Origin of the sequence: Luteibacter sp. CQ10, from assembly GCF_040900725.1 — a bacterium.
Taxonomy (GTDB): domain Bacteria; phylum Pseudomonadota; class Gammaproteobacteria; order Xanthomonadales; family Rhodanobacteraceae; genus Luteibacter.
Genome location: NZ_JAEUYM010000002.1, coordinates 670,364 through 689,833, shown reverse-complemented (window position 1 = coordinate 689,833; position 19,470 = coordinate 670,364). Strand labels below are relative to the sequence as shown.

The following is a 19,470-nucleotide window of genomic DNA, read 5'->3' as shown; positions in this document are numbered from 1 at the left end:
CAATCCATCCATTCAAGGCAACCCGGGCACGCAAGGCGTATATTGCTCCGCCATCACGCCGCCCCCACCGGCGAACCGGAGCAAACTGACATGACGCGAATCGTCGTCGTCGGCAGCATCAACATGGACCTGGTCACCCTCGCGCCGCGCTTCGTTGCGCCGGGCGAAACCCTGACCGGCGAGCGCTTCCTCACCATTCCCGGCGGCAAGGGCGCCAACCAGGCCGTGGCCGCAGCGCGACTCGGTGCGCAGGTGGCGATGGTCGGCAACGTCGGCGACGACGCATTCGGCCAGCAGCTCTACGACGGTCTCAAGGCCGAGGGCATCGACGTGACCCACGTCGCCCGCGTCGACGGCGTGGGCAGCGGCACCGCCTCGATCACCGTGGCCGGCGGCGAGAACCAGATCGTCGTGGTGCCCGCCGCCAACGGCCAGGTCACGCCCGCGCAGGTGGAAGCCGCGCGCGACGTCATCCGCTGCGCCGACGCGCTGCTCGTGCAACTGGAAATCCCGCTCGACGCGGTGGATGCCACGCTGCGCATCGCGGAAGAAGAAGGCGTGCCGGTGATCCTCAACCCCGCGCCCGCGCAACGGCTGCCCGTGGATTGGTTGCGGCGCGTGCGCTTCCTCACGCCCAACCAGCACGAGCTGGCCGCCGTGCTCGGCGACGACGGCGACACCGACTTCCGCGAATTGATGCGCCGCGCGCCATGTCCGGTGGTGCTTACCCGCGGCGAGGATGGCGCATGGTTCCGTGACGGCGACGAAGCGCCGCGACACCAGGCCGGCTTCACGGTCGATGCGGTGGACAGCACGGGCGCCGGCGATACCTTCAACGCCGCGCTGGCCGTCTACCTGGCCCAAGGCCTCGACGTGGCCGTGCGCGGTGCCTGTGCCGCCGCCGCCATCAAGGTGTCGCGCCTCGGTGCGCAACCGGGCATGCCGCGCGCCGACGAGGTAACCGCCTTCCTGGAGACGCATCGATGAAACGCAGCGGCCTGCTGCATGCCGAACTCAACCGCGTGATCGCGGCGATGGGTCATACCGATACGTTGGTGATCGCCGACGTCGGTCTGCCCGTGCCGCCCGGCGTGCCCTGCATCGACCTGGCCGTACTGCCCGGCACGCCGTCGTTCGCGACGGTATTCGAGGCGGTGTATGCCGAACTCGCCGTGGAAAGCGCCACCGTGGCGAGCGAGATCCGCACGAAGAACCCCGCCCTCGTCGCGCTGGCCGAACGGCTCGCGAGCGAGGGCGTGGCCGTGCACGAACTCTCCCACGACGACCTCAAGCGACTGAGCGCCCGCGCGGTGGCCGTGGTGCGTACCGGCGAAACCTCGCCCTACGCGAACATCATCCTGCATGCGGGCGTGACCTTCTAATGGCCGCGCCGCTCATCCGCATGCACGACATCCACAAGGCCTTCGGCCCGGTGAAGGTGTTGGAGGGCGTCGACTTCGAACTGCTGCCGGGCGAAGTGCACGCGCTCATGGGCGAGAACGGCGCGGGCAAGTCCACGCTGATGAAGATCCTCACCGGCATCTACGCGCCGGACTCGGGCGACATCCAGGTGGACGGCAAGGCGGCGAGCATCGCCTCGCCGGCGGATGCCGAAAAGCACGGCATCGCCATCATCCACCAGGAACTGAACCTCATCCCCTCGCTGAGCATCGCGGACAACCTGTTCCTCGGCCGTGAGGTGCATCGCTTCGGCCTGCTCGACCGCAAGGCGATGGCCACGCGCGCGAAGGAGTGGCTCGCACGCGTGGGGATGGAAAAGCTCGATCCCGGCACGCTGGTGGAGCGCCTCTCGGTCGGCCGCCAGCAGATGGTGGAGATCGCCCGTGCGCTGGGCCAGAACGCCCGTGTGCTGATCATGGATGAGCCCACCGCCGCGCTCACCGAAAGCGAAACCGCGACGCTGTTCCAGCTGATCCGCGAACTGCGCGGGCAGGGCACGGGCATCGTCTACGTGTCGCACCGCATGGAGGAGATCTTCGCGCTGTGCGATCGCATCTCCGTGTTGCGCGACGGCCAGTTCGTCGGCACGCGCGACGTCCCGGGCCTCGCCTTCGACGAGGTGGTGAAGATGATGGTCGGGCGCACGCTCGACGCGCGCTTTCCCACCCGCACGCCGAACATCGGCAGCGTGCGCCTGAAGGTTGAGCACGTCACCGGCGGCATGGTGAAAGACGTCAGCTTCGACTTGCACGCGGGCGAGGTACTCGGCGTGGCCGGCCTGCTCGGCGCCGGTCGCACGGAGCTGGCGCGCCTGTTGTTCGGCCTCGACAAGATCGATTCGGGCACGGTCACGCTCGAAGGCAGCGTGGTCACGCCGACGTCGCCGAACGAGGCGATCCACGCCGGCTTCGGCTTCGTCACCGAGGACCGCAAGGCGCAAGGCCTCGTGCTCGACCTCAGCCTGCGCGAGAACGTGAGCCTGCCGCGCGTGCCCGCGCGTGCGGGCCTGGTCGATCGGCCCGCCGAGAAGAAGCAGACGCGCGGGCTCATCGATGCGCTGAAGATCCGCACGCGCGACATGGAACTCGACGTGCGCGCGCTGTCCGGCGGCAACCAGCAGAAGGTGGTGCTCGCCAAGTGGCTCGCGCTGAAGCCGCGCGTGCTCATCCTCGACGAACCCACGCGCGGCGTCGACGTGGGCGGCAAGGCCGAGATCTACCACATCATCAACCAACTGGCGGAGCAAGGCGTGGCCATTCTCATGATTTCCTCGGAACTGCCGGAGGTTCTCGCCATGAGCGACCGCATCCTGGTGATGCACGAGGGCCGCGTCACCGCCCTGCTCGACGCGCACGGCGCCACGCAGGAAACCGTGATGACCGCCGCGACCGGAGGCAAGTGACATGACGCAAGTGAACTGGAGCCGCGTGGCTCCGCTGCTCCAACGCCTCGGTTCGGTGATCGGCCTGTTGCTGCTCTTCATCGTGCTCTCGGTGATGAGCCCCGACTTCCTCACCACCGGCAACCTGCTCTCCGTGCTGCGCCAGGTGTCGATCAACGCGTTGATCGCCTTCGGCATGACCTTCGTGATCCTCGCCGGCGGCATCGATCTTTCCGTCGGCGCGATCCTCGCGCTCACCGGCGCGGTCACCGCGGGACTCATGGCCGCCGGCCACGGCATGCTGTTGTCGATGGGCGCGGGCCTGGGCCTGGGCCTCGTGCTGGGCATGGTCAATGGCGCGTTGGTGTCGTGGGGCAAGGTGGCGCCGTTCATCGCCACGCTCGGCACCATGACACTGCTGCGCGGCCTCACCCTGGTCTATACGCAGGGCACCCCGATTCCCGTCACCGACACCGGCTTCGCCCTGCTCGGGGGCGGCTACCTCGCCCACCTCATTCCGCTGCCGGTGGTGTGGATGTTCGTGGTGTTCGCGGTATGCGGCTTCCTGCTGCGTGGCACCGTGTTCGGCCGCCACGTGGTCGCGATCGGCGGCAACGAGGAAGCGGCGCGGCTCTCGGGCGTGCGCCTGCCGCCGATGAAGCTGGCCATCTATGGATTGTCCGGCCTCCTGTCGGCCGTCGCGGGCGTGGTGCTCACCTCGCGCCTGTATTCCGCGCAAGCCACGGCGGGCGCGGGGTACGAACTGGATGCCATCGCCTCGGTGGTGCTCGGCGGCACCAGCCTCGCGGGCGGCCGCGGCTGGCTGTTCGGCACCCTGGTCGGCGCGCTGCTGATCGGCTTCCTCAACAACGGCTTGAACCTGCTCGGCGTAAGTTCGTTCTACCAGCAGGTCGTCAAGGGCATCGTCATCCTGATCGCCGTTCTGCTCGATCGGCGCCAGTAATCACACGAGGGACACTCCCATGCGCAAACTCCACTTTCTCGCCGCCGCCGCGGCCACGCTCCTCGCCGCCTGTTCGCAGCAGGGCCCCGGCGAATCGGCGCCTTCATCCGCCTCCACGGCCGGCGGCGCCGCGCCGTCGGGCACGCCCGTGGTGGGCCTGGCGCTGTCCACGCAGAACAATCCGTTCTTCGTCGAACTGAAGAACGGTGCCGAGAGCGCCGCCAAGTCGGCCGGCGTGCAGTTGGTGGTGGTCGACGCGCAGGACGACCCCGCGCGACAGATTTCCAGCGTGGAAGACCTGATCCAGAAGCACGTCTCGGTGATCCTGCTCAACCCCACCGACTCCTCGGCACTGGCCGGTGCCGTGCAGTCCGCCCAGCGCGCCAACATCCCGGTGATCACGCTCGATCGCGGCGTCGACGGTGCGGAGGTCGCCTCGCACATCGCGTCGGACAACATCGCCGGCGGCAAGATGGCCGCCGACTTCCTCGCCAAGCAGCTCGACGGCAAGGGCAACATCATCGAGCTGCAGGGTGTGGCCGGTACCTCGGCGGCGCGTGAGCGCGGCAAGGGCTTCGACGACGCGATCGCCGCGACCGGCATGAAGATCGTGGCCCAGCAGCCGGCCAACTTCGATCGCGCGCAGGGCCTTTCGGTGAGCGAAAACCTGCTGCAGGCGCACGGCGACGTGCAGGCGATCTTCGCGCAGAACGACGAGATGGCGCTCGGCGCGGTCCAGGCGCTGGCGGGCAAGAACAAGAAGGTGCTCGTCGTCGGCTTCGACGGCACGCCCGACGGTAAGGCCGCGGTGCAGAACGGCGGCATGGCCGCCACCGTCGCGCAGCAGCCGGAAGAGATCGGCAAGCTCGGCGTGGAAACGGCGAAGAAGCTGATCGACAAGCAGCCGGTGGAGAAGACCATCGCGGTGCCGTTGAAGCTCCTTACCAAGGAGTGATCGGAAAGCCGTAGCGGCGTGGTCGCGAAGACCGCGCGCCAGGCGCTGGATTCCTGCGTTCGCAGGAATGACGGTAGGTCACTTCGAGGCACCTACCCCACGTCGTTCCCGCGAACGCGGGAACCCAGCCCCCTCGTCCGAGGACACCACAGCCCTGCTACGGCTCGTCAGCCCCGAGTGCGCGGCGATGGCAGGCAACCCCTCACGTCGTTCCTGCGAACGCAGAAACCCAGCGCCCCTCGTTCGAGGACACCACAGCCCTGCTACGGCTCGTCAGCCCCGAGTGCGCGGCGACGGCAGGCAACCCCTCACGTCGTTCCTGCGAACGCAGGAACCCAGCGCGCCTCGTCCGAGGATGCGACCGTCCATCCCACGGCTTTTCAATCCTGCGGCGCGGGCGCGATCACTTCGCGCTGTCCGTTGATCCCCATCGGCGACACGATACCCGCGCTCTCCATCGCCTCCACCAGCCGCGCCGCGCGGTTGTAGCCGATGCGGAACTGCCGCTGCACGAACGAGATCGACGCACGGCGCGTGCGCAACACGAACGCGGCCGCTTCGTCATAGAGCGGATCCAGCTCCGCGTCGATGCCATCCTCGCCGGATTCGCCGTCCATCGCCTCGCTCGGCGGACCGGCGAGAATCTCGTCCTTGTAATCCGGCTCGCCGAACTGCTTGAGCCAGGCCACGACGCGATGCACTTCCTCGTCGGCGACGAACGCGCCGTGGATACGCTGTGGATAGCCCGTGCCCGGCGGCAGGAACAGCATGTCGCCCTGGCCGAGCAGGCTCTCCGCGCCCATCTGGTCGAGGATGGTGCGCGAGTCGATCTTCGACGACACCTGGAAGGCCACGCGCGTGGGGATGTTCGCCTTGATGAGGCCGGTGATCACGTCGACCGACGGGCGCTGCGTGGCGAGGATCAGGTGGATGCCGGCGGCGCGCGCCTTCTGCGCCAGCCGCGCGATGAGTTCTTCGATCTTCTTGCCCGCGACCATCATGAGATCGGCCAGCTCGTCGATCACCACCACGATGGTCGGCAACGTATCGAGGTGTTCGGGCACTTCCGGATGGGCGGGGAACGGATTGAACAGCGGCTTGCCCATGGCGCGCGCCTCGCGCACCTTCTGGTTGAACCCGGCGAGGTTGCGCACGCGCAGCTCGGACATGAGCCGGTAGCGGTTTTCCATTTCCGCCACGCACCAGTTGAGCGCATTGGCGGCGAGCTTCATGTCGGTAACTACAGGCGCCAGCAGGTGCGGAATGCCCTCGTACACCGACAGCTCGAGCATCTTCGGGTCGATCATGATCATGCGCACGTCTTCGGGCGTGGCCTTGTACAGCATCGACAGGATCATGGCGTTCACCGCCACCGACTTGCCGGAGCCCGTGGTGCCCGCCACGAGCATGTGCGGTGCCTTCGCCAGGTCCGCCACTACCGGTTCGCCGGTGATGCCCTTGCCCATGGCGAGCGTGAGCCAGGAATCCGACTCGCGGTATTCGCCCGAATCGAGGATCTCCGACAAGGCGATCATCTGCCGCTGTTCGTTGGGCAGCTCCAGGCCCATGCAGGTCTTGCCGGGGATGGTTTCCACCACGCGGATGGAACTGCGGCCCAGGCCGCGGGCGAGATCCTTCATGAGCGCGACGATCTGGTTGCCGCGCACGCCCACGGCCGGTTCCACCTCGTAGCGCGTGATGACCGGACCGGCGGACGCGCCGACCACCTGTACCGGCACCTTGAACTCGCGCAAGCGCTGCTCGATCAGTTCGCCCGTTTCCATGAGTTCGTCATCGGAGACCGCCATGGCCGCATGCGTCGCCGGCGCCAGCAAGCTCAGCGGCGGAAGGCTCACCGAGCTGGCCGTGGCCGCGCGAAGCGCGCGCACCGGCGTGAGCGTGACAACGCGCTGCGTGGGCACGGGCGCATCGGCTTCGTCGTTCGCCGCGATCGCGAAACGGGACACCGGCGCGACGGGCGGCGGCGGCGGGATCACGGATTCCTCGACCACGGGCACCGTGGGCATCATGGGCGCCGGCGCGACGGGAGGCGTTTCCGTCGCCGCGGGTTCGGCTTCTTCGACCGCCGCCTGGGCCATCGCCTTCGGCGCCAGCCAGGGCTCGCGGATCACCGTATCGGCCTTCGCGCGATGACGTGGCGGTACCGGCGTGGCGAACGACGGACGCGGCGTCGGCGCGTTCACCGGCTCGGAACGTACCGGCTGGCTGCGCGCCGCTTCCACGCGAACGGGTTGCTTCGCCGGCGTGCGCGGCGGCGGGGCCTTGGCCCGACGGCGCGTGTCCTGCCGGCGCACCGCGCCGGACGTGCGGCGCGTGCCGCCGCGGTGGTCCCGTCGCGACACCATGCGACCGGTGAGGGCGATGGCCAGTACACCCACGGGCTCGAGCACGCGGGTGATGCGCGAAAGCGACTCGCCCCAGGACACGCCGAGGTACCAGGGCAGGGCGATGGCCCAGAGCGCCAGCGCGACCAGCGCCGCCGGCACGGCCATGGGGGCGAACGTCATGCCGAGCCAGTGGCAGACGACGCCGCCGACATTCGGGTCGTCGGTGAAATGCGTGATCACCAACCCCTCGAGCGATGCACTCGCGATCAGCACCAGGAAGAAGCCTGCCCAGAACCGGATGGCGCCCGGTCCCACGGTCGGCGACCGACGGCGGCGTGCGAGCGCCGCGCCGATGCGCCAGAGCAGGGGTAGTAACCAGAGAGTGGACAGTCCGAACGCGCCGAAGACGAAAGAAGCCATGCTTATCGCGGGTGGAGAATCGAGCGGGGGCCGTAGTTTAGCGTGCATTCGTGCGACGTGCCGCGCGAGTTCACGCTAAGCCGCTGTTGGAACAGAGCCAGTCCGAAAACTGATCACACCGCGCCGAAGCGAGCCGTGAAGCCAGTGTGGTCGTAAGCCATCACACGCAAGAACTGCGAGCCGGTCGCGATTTTCTGCATCCTGGCTCTTTCTGGTCAAAAAACCACCGGCGTCCTGTCGTAGTTTTTCGCGACCTTCCCCCAGCCGGAGCCTGCCATGCGCCGCGTTTCGCCGATCGTGTACGTGCTTGCCGGGGCGCTCGCCGCCCCTTGCGCCTTCCCCCAGACCGCACCGACCAACCTGGCACTGAACCGCCCCGTCACCGCCAGCAGCACCGAGAACCCCGTGGCCTTCAAGGCCGCCAACGCCAACGACGGCCGGACCGACACGCGCTGGTCGTCGGCGTTCTCCGATCCGCAGTGGATCTACGTCGACCTGGGCAGCACGCAAGCCGTGAACCGCGTCGTGCTCGACTGGGAGAACGCCCACGCCGTGTCGTATCGCATCGAGACCTCCGCCGACGGCCAGGCCTGGAATACCGTTTCCAGCCAGGCCAACGGCAAGGGCGGCATCGAGACGGTGGACTTCGCCACGGCGCAGGCCCGCTTCGTGCGCATGACGGGCCTCACCCGCAACACGCAGTACGGCTACTCGCTGCACGAATTCCAGGTGTTCGGCACGGGTGAGAGCACGCCGACCGACCCGACCGACCCGACCGATCCCACGGACCCCGGCGACCCGACCAACCCGGGCACGGGTCCCACCACGTCGTACAACGCACGCGTCACCGGTGCGCAGACCGAGCCCGCCGCACCCTTCGTCATCACCGACGTGGCCGCGTTCAACAACCCCTGGGGCCTGGATTTCCTGCCCGACGGGCGCGTCGTCGTCACCGAGAAGAGCGACCACATGTACGTCGTGACGGCAGCGGGTGTGAAGACCGCCATCGGCGGGCTGCCCGTGTCGGTCGGTGCCAACGGTGGCGGCGGACAGAGCGGCCTGCACGACGTGGCCGCCTCGCCGACCTTCGCCCAGGACCACACGCTGTGGTTCAGCTACGTGGCCAAAGCGGCCGATGGCAATAACCATCTCACGCTCGCCAAAGCGCGGCTCGACGAGTCGTCCCAGGGCGCGTCGCTCGCCAACCTCACCGTCGTCTGGCAGGAGCCGTCGACCTGGTCCGTTCGTGGCCAGCCCGGTGCGCGCATCGCCTTCGCGCCCGATGGGCAGCACGTGTTCCTCTCGGCCGGCGACGGCGACATCCCCGATGCGAAGGGCGATCGCGGTTCGCAGGCGCAGATGCCGGACACCGGCCTGGGCAAGATCATCCGCCTGAACCTCGACGGCAGCACGCCGGCCGACAACCCGAACGGCTCACAGCCGGGCATCGTCGGCCAGATCTGGGCTACCGGCTTCCGCAATCCCTATGGCCTGGCCTTCAGCGCCGACGGCAAGTTGTGGGAAACCGAGATGGGCCCGTCGTCGGGCGACGAGTTCAACCTCATCGTGAAGGGCGGCAACTACGGATGGCCGCTGGTCAGCAACGGCAACCACTACCCCAGCGATGCCTACATGCCCGGCCAGCCGTATCCGCGCCACGACAGCGCGCCGCAGTTCGTGCAGCCCGCGGCCTACTGGGGCTGGTTCCCCACCACCAACTCGATGTCGCCTTCGGGCCTGGCGTTCTATAACGGCAACCTCTTCCCGCAGTGGAAGGGCTCGGCGCTGCTCGGTTCCACCTCGTCGATCGCGCTGTATCGCGTGATCCTCGACGCGCAGGGTAACGTCACCGGCGTGGAGCGGTATGGGCGGGACGCCAACGGCGTGTATACCGGCAGCGTGCGTGCGCTGAAGGTGTCGCCATTCGATGGGAGCATCTGGTACGTGCGTGGCGGCAGCGACGGTGAGCTGCGGCGGATCACGCCGAAGGGCTGACGTTCGAGGCAACCCGGCTATCGCCGCTGAAGCGGCTCCTACCAAGCGAGTTGTCGCGATTTGCAGACATCTGCCCGGTAGGAGCCGCTCAGCGGCGATAGCCGGATGGCGACCATCCATCAAGCGCGATAGCGCTCCGCCACGTCCTTGTTCGACAGGTGCGGCAACAGCGCCATCCGCGCCTTCTCGTACGCCAGATACAGCGATTCGTCGTGCAACGGCGGAATCGTCACCAGCTCGCCCTTGTCGTAGCCACGCAGGGCGGCGTCGACCAGATCGGCCGTGTCCATCACCTTGCCCGGCAGCAACGTGTCGATGTTCTTGCCCGACTTCTCCCAGATCTCGGTGCGGGTCGCGCCCGGCGCCACCACCTGCACGCGCACGTTCGTGCCCTTCAGCTGGGCGGCGAGGCTGTGGGAGATGTTCACCAGGTGCGCCTTGCTGCCGCTGTAGATGCCGTCGAACATTTCGGGGCCGAACGCCAGCACCGAGGCGATGTTGATGATGCCGCCGGCGTTGCGCGCCTTGAAAGCCTTGGCCGCCACGGCCGACAGCAGGGTGGGAGCGGTGATGTTGATGGTGAGCAGCTGCTCGATCTTCGCCGAATCGTTGTCGAGGAAGCTTCCGGCCAACGATACGCCGGCATTGTTGACCAGCAGGGTGATCGAGCCGTCGGTCGCCAGTCGCTGCTCGACGGCGGCGATGTCCTCGCGCAGGGACAAGTCGGCGCGCAGCACCTCCACCTTGCGGCCGGTACGGTCGGTGATCTTCTTCGCCACGGCCTCGAGGGCCTCCTTGCGGCGAGCGACCAGGATCAGGTCGTAGCCGCGATCGGCCAACCGGTCGGCATAGATTTCGCCGATGCCCGTGGAAGCGCCCGTTACCAGGGCCGTGCCTTTGTTCGATGCCGTCATGGGAGTCTCTCCGTATCAGTTAGTTGCAAAGTGATAGTGACAACGTTGCGATACGATAGTGACGTTGCTACCATAATGCAATGGACCCCGAGAAACTTTCTTCCGGCACCTGCCCCATCTCCCGTGGCCTGGCCATGGTGGGAGACGCCTGGAGCGCCCTGATCCTGCGCGACGCCAGCCGTGGGATGACCCAGTTCGACCAGTTCCGCACCAGCCTGGGCATCGCGCCCAACATCCTTTCCCGCCGCCTGAAGTCGCTGACGGAAGCGGGCGTGCTGGAAAAGCGGCGCTACAGCGAGCGCCCGCCGCGCGACGAATATGTGCTGACCGAGGCCGGCCGAGCGTTCATCCCGATCCTGGCCGCCATGGGCGAGTGGGGTCGCCGATACAACGGTGGGGGCACGCCGTTGAGTTGCCTCGTGGCGGACGACACGGGTGAACAGGTACGCGCGAAGGTGATCGACGGCATCAGCGGCCGTCCCTTCGACGAGGTGCCCATGCGGCTGGTGATGCCTGTCGACGGTTCGAAAATTTCCTAGATTTTCGCTGGCGATTCAGTGCGCCGGTGTTTGCGACGAGCCGGCATAGACGACTTTCAACACGCACGCGTAATCGTCGCTCGGCATGAGATCCATGCTGGCGCGACGTGTCTCGAGGTGCGCGGGATCTTCGGTCGGCTGCCGTTTCATGGCCGACAGGTCGCCCGGCGTGTTCGACAGGTACTGGGTGCCGTAGCGTTGCGGTTTGCCCTCGGCGCGCAGCACGCGATCGATGAGCATCGCGACGTCGCCCTTGGGCAATTCGCCCCGTTTGGCCGCGGCCGTGATCGGCCCGAGCATCGAGGACTGGAACGCGTGGTCGCCATCGGCATGCTGCACGAGCAGGAAAGCCTCCTCGACGCCGTTCCCGCCGACCTGCGCCGCCGAGGGAAACCCCTTGGCGAATCGCCGTTTCATCCAGGCAAGGTTGTCGCGATCGGCCGCGAGCATGCGCTCGGCCTGGGGTTTGGCGCCCTGCGCTTCGATCCACGCGCGGCGGACGGCGGCATCGGCGTCGTGGCGCGCGTGCAGTTCGTCGCGAAATACGGGATCGAGAATGCCCTGCGGCGAAGGCGATTTGTTCGCATGCGCGGCGTCCATACGGTCCATCCAGGCCTGGGCCGAAGGGCATTGCGCCCGGATGGCATCGTCCTGGGCATCGGCGAACACCGGTAGGGAAGCGAGAAACAGCGTTGCCGCGAGCGCGCGACGAACGAAATGATGCGTCATGCCTACCTCCCTGTCAGATGCCGGGGCCGATCGCGGCCCCGGCATCCAGGGTGGCTCAGCCCTTGGGCATGGTAGCCATGTCGATCACGAAGCGGTAGCGAACGTCGTTCTTCACCAGACGCTTGTAGGTCTCGTTGATCGAGGCCATGTCGACCAGCTCGATGTCGGACACGATGTTGTGCTCGGCGCAGAAATCCATCATTTCCTGCGTTTCCGCCATGCCGCCGATCGCCGAGCCGGCGATGGTACGGCGCGGCAGCATGAGGCTGCCGCCGATCACGCCGTCGAGCGGGGTGAGCGCGCCGACCAGCACCATGGTGCCGTCGAGCTTGAGCAGCGAGGTGTACGGGTTGATGTCGTGCGATACCGGCACCGTGTTGAGCAGGAAGTCGAAGCTGGACGCGGCCTTCTGCATCGCCTCGGCGTCGGTGGAGATCAGCACCGCGTCGGCACCGAGCTTCTTCGCGTCGTCACCCTTGCTGGGCGAGGTGGTGATCATCGTCACGTGCGCGCCCATCGCCTTGGCGAACTTGACGCCCATGTGGCCGAGGCCACCCAGGCCGATGACGCCGACCTTCTGGCCCGGGCCCACCTTCCAATGGCGCAGCGGCGAATACGTGGTGATGCCCGCGCAGAGCAGCGGGGCCACGGCCTTGAGGTCGAGCTTTTCGGAGATCTTCACCGCGAAACGCTCTTCCACCACGATGGCGGTGGAGTAGCCGCCCTGGGTCACCGTCTTCCGGTCCTGCTCGGTGCCGTTGTAGGTGAAGCTGGTATGCACCTGGCAGTACTGCTCCAGATCGCGCTTGCACGACTCGCACTCGCGGCAGGAGTCGACCATGCAGCCGACGCCAGCCAGATCGCCCACCTTGAACTTCTTCACGTTCGGGCCGACGGCCACCACGCGGCCGACGATCTCGTGGCCCGGCACCATCGGGAAGTTCTCGGCCGGGGCGTTGCCCCAGTCGTTGCGCGCCTGGTGCAGGTCGGAGTGGCAGATGCCGCTGTAGAGGATCTCGATGTGGATATCGCTCGCGCCGACGTCGCGGCGGCTGAACGTATAGGGCACGAGGTCGGAGGTCGCGTCTTTGGCGGCGAAACCGTGGACTTCAAACATGGGAGCCATCCTCTTGAGTGGGTGGAACGATAGACAGCGCTAAACCATAATCCTTCAACAATGGAGCGGTCCAACGGGATTTCTGCAACGTATCGTTGAGGTAATCTGCACAATGATGCAGCCCGACAATCTTTCCCATCTCGCCGCTTTCGCCGCCGTCGCCCGCCACGCCAGCTTTCGCAAGGCGGGCGCGGAGCTGGCCCTTTCCACCTCGGCCATCAGCTACGCCATCCGCGGCCTGGAAGAACGGCTCGGCGTGATGCTGTTCCATCGGACGACGCGCAGCGTCTCGCTGACGGAGGCCGGGCGTCGCCTGTTCGAGCGCCTGCAGCCGGCCCTGCGCGACGTGAGCGAGGCCCTGGGCGAGATGAACGATTTCCGGGCCAAGCCGGCGGGCAACCTCCGGATCAACATGCCGCGAACAGCCGCTCAACTGCTGATGCCGCCGCTATTGTCCGTTTTCCTGAAACGCTACCCCGACATCCACTTTGAGGCGGTCGACAACGACGGCCTGATCGATATCGTGGCCGACGGCTACGACGCGGGCATCCGCCTGCACGAGGTGGTGCCCGAGGACATGGTAGCGGTGCCCTTCGGCCCGCCCCAGCGTCTGGCCTGCGTGGCCACGCCGGGCTACTTGGCCGGGCGGGGGCTTCCACAGCATCCCTACGAGCTGGCCACCCATGACTGCATCCGCTATCGCTTTCCCAGCGGTCGCATCTACAAATGGGAGTTCGAGCAGGGCGGCACCCGGCTGGAGATCGACGTGCGCGGCCGCTGTACGTTCGGCGACCTCGCCTATTGCGCGGAGGCCGCCCTATCCGGCACCGGTATCGCCATGGTGATCGAAGACCAGGTCACCGATCACCTGCGTGACGGACGACTGGTGCGGATGCTGGAAGACTGGTGCCCTCCTTACCCCGGTTACATGCTGTATTACCCACGCCAGCGACGGGTGACCTCGGCGCTGAGGGCGTTCATCGATCTCCTGCGTGAACTGGGGCCCGGACTCGGCCGGCATTCCTGAACCCGATCCGCGCCCACGTGTAGCGAACTCGGCGCGGAAACGCCGTATCCTATGGATGTCGCGGTGCAACATGGCATCGCCCGATCCCTCGTCCCCGAGATTCCACGATGTCCTCGTCCCCTGTGTCCCAACGGGTGGCCCCGCCCGTTCGCGCGCCCCACGTCGGCCTGGTGATCCTCGCCCTGGCCGTGGGCGGTTTCGCCATCGGCACCACCGAATTCGCCTCGATGAGCATGCTGCCGCTGTTCGCCGAAGGCCTCGGCATCGACGCGCCGACGGCCGGCCATGCGATCAGCGCGTATGCGCTGGGCGTGGTGGTCGGTGCCCCGGTGATCACGGTGATCGGTGCGCGCCTGCCGCGTCGTCGCCTGCTGCTGTTGCTGATGGCGATGTTCACGGTGTTCAACGGGCTGACCGGCTTGTCGCCCACGTATCACTGGATGCTGCTGTTCCGTTTTCTCGCCGGGTTGCCGCACGGCGCCTACTTCGGCGTGGCGGCGCTGGTGGCCAGCTCGCTCGTGCCGCCCAACCGGCGCACGCGTGCGGTGGGCCAGATGTTCCTCGGCCTCACCGTCGCCACCATCGCCGGCGTGCCGCTGGCGAGCTGGCTGGGCCAGGCGGTGGGCTGGCGCTGGAGCTTCGCGTTGGTGGCGGTGCTGGGGCTGATGACGATGAGCGCGGTCTTCGCGTTCGCACCGAATCCGCCGGCCGATTCGAAGGCGAGCCCGCTGCGCGAACTCGGCGCGCTGAAGCGTCCGCAGGTGTGGTTCACCCTCGGCATCGGCGCGATCGGTTTCGGCGGCATGTTCGCGGTGTACACCTATCTGGCCGATATCCTGCTGCGCGTGACGCACATGCCGCTCGGCACGGTGCCCTGGATCATGGGTGTGTTCGGCGTGGGCCTCACCCTCGGCAACATGATCGTACCGGTCTTCGCCGATCGCGCCTTGATGCGCACCGCCGGCGCGTTGCTGATCTGGGCCCTCGTCATGCTTGCCGTTTTCCCCTTCGCGGCTAGCAACGTATGGACGCTCGGCACGATGGTTTTCCTCATCGGCATCAGTGGCGCGCTCGCCACCGTGTTGCAGACGCGGCTGATGGACGTCGCCGGCGACGCGCAGGCATTGGCCGCGGCGCTCAACCATTCGGCGTTCAATACGGCGAACGCGCTAGGCCCGTTCCTCGGCGGCCTCGCCATCGCCCACGGCTACGGCTGGACGTCGCCGGCCTGGGTCGGTAGCGGGCTGGCCGTGTGCGGTTTGTTGTTGTGGAGCGTGTCGGTAGCCATGGATCGCCGGGATGCGGACACCACGGCGGTGGAACCCTGCTGAGTCGGGACAGCAAGTGACCGACGGCCTATTCTTGACGTGCCGTCACGGGTGTTAGCCTCCGGCCCGTCGTCCTGAAGGAAACGGGCATGAAAAACGTCGCGAGGCTGGCACTGGCGCTCGTCCTTTGTGTCTCCGGGGCAGCATTCGCCGCGACGCGAACGCCTTCTCCCGCGTTCCGCTTCCTGGGAAAGCCGGGCCCCCATCCGGTAGGGCTGAAAGTCGTCGATCAATACGACGCATCCCGGCGGTTCCCCGCATCGGCCGGTTCGCGTCCCTTGCAAACCCTCGTCTGGTATCCCGCCACCGAAAAAACCGGAGAGGCCATGACAGTCGGCGACTACGCCCGGCTGGCGGGCACGGAAATCCACTTCGACCGCGCGGACGAGAACAACCGGTGGATCGGCAAGCTCGCGACCTCCGCGCAGGACCCGCTATGGGCGGTGCGCGATGCCCCTCCGTCGAGTGGACGGTTTCCCGTGGTGGTCTACGCTCCCGGTCAATCGTCCGTGGCGTGGGACAATGCGGATCTCTGCGAATACCTGGCCAGCCAGGGCTACGTCGTTCTGGCCGTTCCTTCCCTGGGTGCCTCGACGCGCGACGCCGACGACAATCTCGACGACCTTCGTGCGGAAGCGCGCGACATCTTGTTTCTGGTCGACTACGCGCGCACGCTCCCGAATGCCGATGTCTCCCGGGTGGCGGTCGTGGGCTGGAGCTGGGGCGGACTGTCGAACGTTTTCGCCGCCGCGCACGACGATCGCATCAAGGCCCTGGTAGCGCTCGACGGCAGCCTGCGTTATTACCCCGGTCTGCTGAAGAAAGCCACGGACATCCATCCCGAGCGGATGAATATCCCGTTGCTGTTCTTCACGCGAGGCGACGTGTCTCTCGAGGACTGGAGTCGCTACGCCACGGCCGACAACGAAGGGCCGAGCGCACTCAACGCGTGGACGCACGGCGATCTCGTCACGGTGCACATGCTCGGCATGTCGCATCCCGAATTCTCGTCGATGACGCAGCGCGCGCACGACGATCGGAAATTCGCGGAGAACCGCATGGCCGATTACGACAGGGACGACGTCAACGTGAGCTATGCATGGGTCGCGCGTTATACGCTGGCGTTTCTCGATGCCAGCCTGGGCAAGGATCCCAACGGAATGGTCTTCCTCAAGAGTGATCCGGCATCGCACGGCGTACCCCGTCATTTCCTGACGATCGACGTACGCGCGGCCGCCGCGGCGCCTTGAACTTATTTGCCGATGCAGAACGATCCGAAGATCGCCCCGAGGAGATCGTCCGACGAATAGGTTCCGGTGATTTCACCAAGCGCCTGCTGAGCCTGGCGGAGTTCTTCGGCCGCGAGTTCGCCGGCATGTGAGTCGTGGAGGGCGGTAGCCGTTCTTTCCAGATGATCCCGGACGCGTTCGAGCGCTGCCACGTGGCGGCGGCGGGCGCTGAAGGCACCTTCACCCGCACCGGCGGTAGCGAGTTGCTTGAGTAGCGCACGCAGCGCCTCGAGACCTTCGCCAGTTCGGGCCGAGAGCCATAGCGTGTCGCCTTCGCGTCGCGCGGCAACGCGGCCGATGTCGATCTTGTTGACGATGGTGATGCGTGTGGCGTGTTCGGGTGTGCCGTCGAAGAAGACCTGGTCGGCTTCGGCGTGCTCGGCTTCGGTGACCAGGAGGGCGACGTCGCAGCGCTCGAGTTGCGCGCGTGCGCGACGGATGCCTTCGCGTTCCACCACGTCGTCGGAATCACGAAGGCCCGCGGTGTCGGCCAACTCCAGGGCGACGCCGTCGATGTGGATGGCTTCGCGGAGCACGTCGCGCGTGGTGCCCGCGATGTCGGTGACGATCGCGCGCTCCTGTCCTGCCAATGCATTGAGCAGGCTCGACTTGCCCGCATTCGGTCGGCCGACGATGGCGACGGCGATGCCGTCGTTCAGACGCACGCCGCGACGCGTTTCGATCAGCAAGTCGTCCAGATGCTTGCGAAGCGCCGCGAGGTTTTCGCCGATGACCGGATCGGCCAGGAAATCGATCTCTTCCTCGGGAAAGTCGATGGCCGCCTCGATGTGCACGCGCAGTGCGATGAGTTCGGCGAGCAGGTCGTCGACGCGGGCGGAGAACACGCCTTCCATCGAACGCAACGCGGCGCGCGCACCGGCACGCGACGTGGCCGCGACGAGATCGGCCACGGCCTCGGCCTGGGCGAGATCGAGCTTGCCGTTGAGGAAGGCGCGTTCGGTGAATTCGCCCGGCCTTGCGAGTCGAGCACCGAGTTCGATGCAGCGGCGGAGGAGGGCGTCGAGCAGGACGGCGCTGCCGTGGCCTTGCAGTTCCACCACGTGTTCGCCGGTGTACGACGCCGGGCCGGGAAAAGAGAGCAACAGGCCGCGATCGATCAGCTCGCCGTCGGCATCACGGAATGCCGCGAAGTGCGCATGCCGTGGCACGGGTTCGCGACCGAGCAGCGTGGTGGCGATCGTCGGCGCGAGGGGTCCGGAAACACGAACGGCACCGACACCCGCCGCGCCGGCGCCGGTGGCGATGGCCGCGATGGTGTCGGTGCCGTGGGTCATGCGGTTAGGCCGTGCGCGCCTTTTCGTGCGCGCGGTCGACGCTGCGGTTGATCCACCACTGCTGGAGCAGGCTGGCACCGCCGTTGACCGTCCAGTACAGCACCAGACCCGCCGGGAAGAAGGCGAAGAAGACACCGAAGATCAACGGCATCACCTTCATCATCTTGGCCTGGGTGGGATCCATGCCCGCGGTGGACATCATCCGCTGCGTGAGCAGGGTAACGATGAAGTACAGCACCGGCAGCACGTAGAACGGATCGGGCGCCGAGAGATCGTGGATCCATCCGAAGAACGGCGCATGGCGCAGTTCGATGGATTCGGACAGCACGCGAAGCAGGCCGATGAAGATCGGGAAGGTGATCAGGATGGGCAGGCAGCCCGCCATCGGGTTGATCTTCTCCTTCTTGTACAGCTCCATCATCGCCTGCTGCATCTTCATGCGATCGTCGCCGTAACGCTCCTTGAGCGCCTGCACGCGCGGCTGCAGCTTGCGCATGCGCGCACCGGAACGGAACTGCGCGTCGGTGAGCTTGAAGAGGGCGGTCTTGATGATCAGCACGAGCAGGATGATCGCCACGCCCCAGTTGCCGCTGATGGCATGGAGCTGCGAGAGCAGCCAGTGCAGCGGCGTGGCGATGATGGTCAGCCAGCCGTAGTTTGCGGTGAGGTCGAGGCCCGGGGCGATGGCATCGAGCGTGCCCTGCAGCTTCGGACCGATGTACAGGCGGGCCGGGCTGTCCGCGCTCTGGCCCGGCTGCACCTGGATCGCGGGACCGAAGGCACGCACGAGGTAACGCGGCGCGGCCGAGTTCGGATCGACGATGGCCGTGCTGTAGGTGACGTTCTGGTCGGCCGGCGGAATCCACGCGGCGAAGAAATAGTGCTGCAGCATGCTGATCCAACCGCCGGTGAAGGCGCGGTTGAGCGGTTTCTTCGCGAAGTCGGTGACGAGCAGGGATTCGAACTTGTTTTCGGGGCTGTACCAGCCCGCGCCGAAGAAGCTGTGCTGGGCGGGATCGGTGTAGCTCTTGAACCAGTTCGCCTTGGGCGGCGCGACGCGCTGCATCTGCTGATAGGCGTTGCCGGCCCATGCCGCCGACGAACCGTTCTCGATGTGCTGGTTGAAGTCCACCACGTACGCGCCGCGCTTGAGCGTGTAGCGCTTGGTCACCTTCACGCCGGAGGCGTCGGACCAGGTGAGATCGAGGCTGACCGTGTCTTGGCCCTCGACGAGTTTCGCGTCGGTGGTGGCGGCCTGGAAGAGGGCGCGATGATCCGGCGCGGCGCCCGTGCTGCTCACCAGGCCGTCCTGCACGGCGAAGAAGTCTGCTTCTCCGTCGTCGAGAAGGCGAGCCGGCGGCGGATTGGGATTTTTCTTGGTGACCGGCTCGCTCGGATACGCCAGGAGGTCGGAGCGCACGACGCTGCCACCGCGCGTGTCGATGGTCAGGCGCAGCACGTCGTTGGACAGCGTGACGAGCTCACCCTTGCCGGTCGGCGATGCGCTGTCGGTCGGCACCGCGGCGGGAGCGCCGGCGCCCGGCACGCCGCCATCGGCGGACTTGGCCGTGTCGGTCTGCGCCGTGGCGGCAGGGGGCTGCGGATGCGGACCGTAGTCCTTCTGCCACTCGGTCCACAGCAGGTACGCCACGAACATGAGCGCGAAAATGAGGAACGTGCGCGTTTGATTCATCAGCTTGGGCCAGAT

16 protein-coding genes are annotated in these 19,470 nt (G+C 66.9%); 10 read left to right on the top strand and 6 right to left on the bottom strand.

All coding sequences use genetic code 11. The annotated features are described in order from the left end of the window. Nucleotides 1–90: 90 nt before the first annotated feature. Genes rbsK through rbsB form a run of 5 tightly spaced genes read left to right on the top strand, consistent with a single transcriptional unit; the run spans nt 91 to nt 4,761 of the window. On the top strand, nt 91–987 hold the full coding sequence (gene rbsK / locus JNG39_RS11915; protein ID WP_368311598.1) for a ribokinase: 897 nt from the start codon (nt 91–93) through the stop codon (nt 985–987). Next, nucleotides 984–1,382: a D-ribose pyranase gene (gene rbsD, locus JNG39_RS11910; protein WP_368311596.1), complete on the top strand. Its 399-nt coding sequence runs from the start codon at nt 984–986 to the stop codon at nt 1,380–1,382. Before rbsK ends, rbsD begins: the two co-directional genes overlap by 4 nt. Further along, entirely contained in the window at nt 1,382–2,863 is a 1,482-nt protein-coding gene (locus JNG39_RS11905; RefSeq protein ID WP_368311595.1) for a sugar ABC transporter ATP-binding protein, read from the top strand. The genes rbsD and JNG39_RS11905 overlap by 1 nt, the downstream gene beginning before the upstream one ends. A gap of 1 nt (nt 2,864) precedes the next feature. Beyond that, on the top strand, nt 2,865–3,806 hold the full coding sequence (locus JNG39_RS11900) for a ribose ABC transporter permease (protein WP_368311594.1): 942 nt from the start codon (nt 2,865–2,867) through the stop codon (nt 3,804–3,806). Nucleotides 3,807–3,825: 19 nt separating this feature from the next. Next, nucleotides 3,826–4,761, top strand: coding sequence for a ribose ABC transporter substrate-binding protein RbsB (gene rbsB / locus JNG39_RS11895; protein WP_247372002.1), 936 nt, complete (start codon nt 3,826–3,828; stop codon nt 4,759–4,761). Between the two features lie 380 nt (nt 4,762–5,141). Here the strand turns inward: rbsB and JNG39_RS11890 are convergent, their stop codons facing one another. Then, nucleotides 5,142–7,529 (bottom strand): DNA translocase FtsK, encoded by a 2,388-nt coding sequence (locus JNG39_RS11890; protein ID WP_368311593.1) that lies wholly within the window; start codon nt 7,527–7,529, stop codon nt 5,142–5,144. Between the two features lie 276 nt (nt 7,530–7,805). Here JNG39_RS11890 and JNG39_RS11885 point away from each other — a divergent pair, with 276 nt between their 5' ends. Then, nucleotides 7,806–9,524, top strand: a complete 1,719-nt coding sequence (locus tag JNG39_RS11885) for a PQQ-dependent sugar dehydrogenase (RefSeq protein ID WP_368311592.1) — start codon at nt 7,806–7,808, stop codon at nt 9,522–9,524. 119 nt (nt 9,525–9,643) lie between these two features. Here JNG39_RS11885 and JNG39_RS11880 read toward each other — a convergent pair whose 3' ends face one another. Further along, nucleotides 9,644–10,438 (bottom strand): SDR family NAD(P)-dependent oxidoreductase, encoded by a 795-nt coding sequence (locus JNG39_RS11880; protein WP_368311591.1) that lies wholly within the window; start codon nt 10,436–10,438, stop codon nt 9,644–9,646. 80 nt (nt 10,439–10,518) lie between these two features. On the opposite strand from JNG39_RS11880, the gene JNG39_RS11875 reads away from it, so the two are divergent. Further along, a complete protein-coding gene (locus JNG39_RS11875; protein WP_368311589.1) occupies nt 10,519–10,977 on the top strand; it encodes a winged helix-turn-helix transcriptional regulator in 459 nt (152 codons plus the stop codon). Between the two features lie 15 nt (nt 10,978–10,992). Here JNG39_RS11875 and JNG39_RS11870 read toward each other — a convergent pair whose 3' ends face one another. Both JNG39_RS11870 and JNG39_RS11865 read right to left on the bottom strand, forming a co-directional pair. Further along, nucleotides 10,993–11,706 carry a DUF6624 domain-containing protein gene (locus tag JNG39_RS11870; RefSeq protein ID WP_368311587.1) on the bottom strand — a complete coding sequence of 238 codons (714 nt, stop codon included), beginning with the start codon at nt 11,704–11,706 and terminating at the stop codon, nt 10,993–10,995. Nucleotides 11,707–11,761: 55 nt separating this feature from the next. Then, nucleotides 11,762–12,823 carry an NAD(P)-dependent alcohol dehydrogenase gene (locus JNG39_RS11865; protein WP_368311585.1) on the bottom strand — a complete coding sequence of 354 codons (1,062 nt, stop codon included), beginning with the start codon at nt 12,821–12,823 and terminating at the stop codon, nt 11,762–11,764. Between the two features lie 115 nt (nt 12,824–12,938). On the opposite strand from JNG39_RS11865, the gene JNG39_RS11860 reads away from it, so the two are divergent. The 3 genes from JNG39_RS11860 to JNG39_RS11850 all read left to right on the top strand — a co-directional run bounded on the left by JNG39_RS11860 (nt 12,939) and on the right by JNG39_RS11850 (nt 16,428). Next, a complete protein-coding gene (locus tag JNG39_RS11860) occupies nt 12,939–13,850 on the top strand; it encodes a LysR family transcriptional regulator (protein ID WP_368311926.1) in 912 nt (303 codons plus the stop codon). Nucleotides 13,851–13,957: 107 nt separating this feature from the next. After that, nucleotides 13,958–15,181, top strand: a complete 1,224-nt coding sequence (locus JNG39_RS11855) for an MFS transporter (RefSeq protein ID WP_368311584.1) — start codon at nt 13,958–13,960, stop codon at nt 15,179–15,181. A 323-nt stretch (nt 15,182–15,504) separates the two neighbouring features. Then, a complete protein-coding gene (locus JNG39_RS11850; RefSeq protein ID WP_368311582.1) occupies nt 15,505–16,428 on the top strand; it encodes a dienelactone hydrolase family protein in 924 nt (307 codons plus the stop codon). Nucleotides 16,429–16,430: 2 nt separating this feature from the next. Here JNG39_RS11850 and mnmE read toward each other — a convergent pair whose 3' ends face one another. After that, nucleotides 16,431–17,762 (bottom strand): tRNA uridine-5-carboxymethylaminomethyl(34) synthesis GTPase MnmE, encoded by a 1,332-nt coding sequence (gene mnmE / locus JNG39_RS11845; protein WP_368311580.1) that lies wholly within the window; start codon nt 17,760–17,762, stop codon nt 16,431–16,433. Nucleotides 17,763–17,766: 4 nt separating this feature from the next. Continuing rightward, complete coding sequence (gene yidC, locus JNG39_RS11840; protein ID WP_368311579.1) at nt 17,767–19,455, bottom strand: membrane protein insertase YidC; 1,689 nt, start codon at nt 19,453–19,455, stop codon at nt 17,767–17,769. Nucleotides 19,456–19,470: the final 15 nt, after the last annotated feature.

What these genes read in the sequence shown, in the direction of transcription:
- JNG39_RS11905 (WP_368311595.1), top strand. Translation starts at nt 1,382, where the DNA reads ATGGCCGCGCCGCTCATCCGCATGCACGACATCCACAAGGCCTTCGGC.
- JNG39_RS11870 (WP_368311587.1), bottom strand. Translation starts at nt 11,706, where the DNA reads ATGACGCATCATTTCGTTCGTCGCGCGCTCGCGGCAACGCTGTTTCTC.
- yidC (WP_368311579.1), bottom strand. Translation starts at nt 19,455, where the DNA reads ATGAATCAAACGCGCACGTTCCTCATTTTCGCGCTCATGTTCGTGGCG.
- rbsB (WP_247372002.1), top strand. Translation starts at nt 3,826, where the DNA reads ATGCGCAAACTCCACTTTCTCGCCGCCGCCGCGGCCACGCTCCTCGCC.
- JNG39_RS11875 (WP_368311589.1), top strand. Translation starts at nt 10,519, where the DNA reads ATGGACCCCGAGAAACTTTCTTCCGGCACCTGCCCCATCTCCCGTGGC.
- JNG39_RS11850 (WP_368311582.1), top strand. Translation starts at nt 15,505, where the DNA reads ATGACAGTCGGCGACTACGCCCGGCTGGCGGGCACGGAAATCCACTTC.
- rbsD (WP_368311596.1), top strand. Translation starts at nt 984, where the DNA reads ATGAAACGCAGCGGCCTGCTGCATGCCGAACTCAACCGCGTGATCGCG.
- JNG39_RS11885 (WP_368311592.1), top strand. Translation starts at nt 7,806, where the DNA reads ATGCGCCGCGTTTCGCCGATCGTGTACGTGCTTGCCGGGGCGCTCGCC.
- JNG39_RS11860 (WP_368311926.1), top strand. Translation starts at nt 12,939, where the DNA reads ATGCAGCCCGACAATCTTTCCCATCTCGCCGCTTTCGCCGCCGTCGCC.
- JNG39_RS11880 (WP_368311591.1), bottom strand. Translation starts at nt 10,438, where the DNA reads ATGACGGCATCGAACAAAGGCACGGCCCTGGTAACGGGCGCTTCCACG.
- JNG39_RS11865 (WP_368311585.1), bottom strand. Translation starts at nt 12,823, where the DNA reads ATGTTTGAAGTCCACGGTTTCGCCGCCAAAGACGCGACCTCCGACCTC.
- JNG39_RS11855 (WP_368311584.1), top strand. Translation starts at nt 13,958, where the DNA reads ATGTCCTCGTCCCCTGTGTCCCAACGGGTGGCCCCGCCCGTTCGCGCG.
- JNG39_RS11890 (WP_368311593.1), bottom strand. Translation starts at nt 7,529, where the DNA reads ATGGCTTCTTTCGTCTTCGGCGCGTTCGGACTGTCCACTCTCTGGTTA.
- rbsK (WP_368311598.1), top strand. Translation starts at nt 91, where the DNA reads ATGACGCGAATCGTCGTCGTCGGCAGCATCAACATGGACCTGGTCACC.
- JNG39_RS11900 (WP_368311594.1), top strand. Translation starts at nt 2,865, where the DNA reads ATGACGCAAGTGAACTGGAGCCGCGTGGCTCCGCTGCTCCAACGCCTC.
- mnmE (WP_368311580.1), bottom strand. Translation starts at nt 17,762, where the DNA reads ATGACCCACGGCACCGACACCATCGCGGCCATCGCCACCGGCGCCGGC.